General features: G+C 71.2%; 1 protein-coding gene. It reads right to left on the bottom strand.

The features are described 5' to 3' along the window. Positions 1-650 (bottom strand): DEAD/DEAH box helicase (locus BZY54_RS47910; RefSeq protein ID WP_143668432.1); only part of this gene is annotated, 650 nt, incomplete at both ends.

The raw sequence follows: 650 nt of genomic DNA, 5'->3' as shown, positions 1-650 counted from the left end.
TTCCACCAGCGGTCGTAGTGGATCACGTGGGTGGCGCGGGTGAGGTTGAGGCCGGTGCCGGCTGCCTTCAGGGAGAGCAGGAAGACGGGGAACTCGCCCTGCTGGAAGGCGGCGACCATCTCCTCGCGGCGGGGGACGGCGGTGGCGCCGTGCAGGTAGCGGGCGCGGAGACCGCGGTCGGCGAAGTGGCGTTCCAGGAGCTTGCCCATCTGCGTGTACTGGGTGAAGACCAGGGCGCCCTGGCCTTCGGCCACCACCGTGTCGAGTAGTTCGTCGAGGAGTTCCAGCTTGCCCGAGCGGCCGGGCAGCGGGCCGGTCTCGCGCAGGTAGTGGGCGGGGTGGTTGCAGATCTGTTTGAGCGCGGTGAGGAGTTTCAGCACCAGGCCACGGCGGGCCATGCCGTCCGCCTCCTCGATCCGGACCATGGCCTCGCGTACCTGCGCCTCGTACAGGGCGGCCTGCTCACGAGTGAGGGCGACGGGGTGGTCGGTCTCCGTCTTGGCCGGCAGTTCTGGGGCGATGCCGGGGTCGGACTTGCGGCGGCGCAGCAGGAACGGGCGGGTGAGCCGGGTGAGCTGCTCGGCGGCCTGCCGGGCCTGTTCGGTGGTCTCCGTGTCGCCGTCCGTGCCGAGCGCGCCGCGCTCGATGGC

Source organism: Streptomyces carpinensis (assembly GCF_002154505.1).
In the GTDB taxonomy this organism is placed as follows: domain Bacteria; phylum Actinomycetota; class Actinomycetes; order Streptomycetales; family Streptomycetaceae; genus Streptomyces; species Streptomyces carpinensis.
Note: the sequence above shows the minus strand (reverse complement) of the source record. Positions and strands in the feature narration are given on the sequence as shown.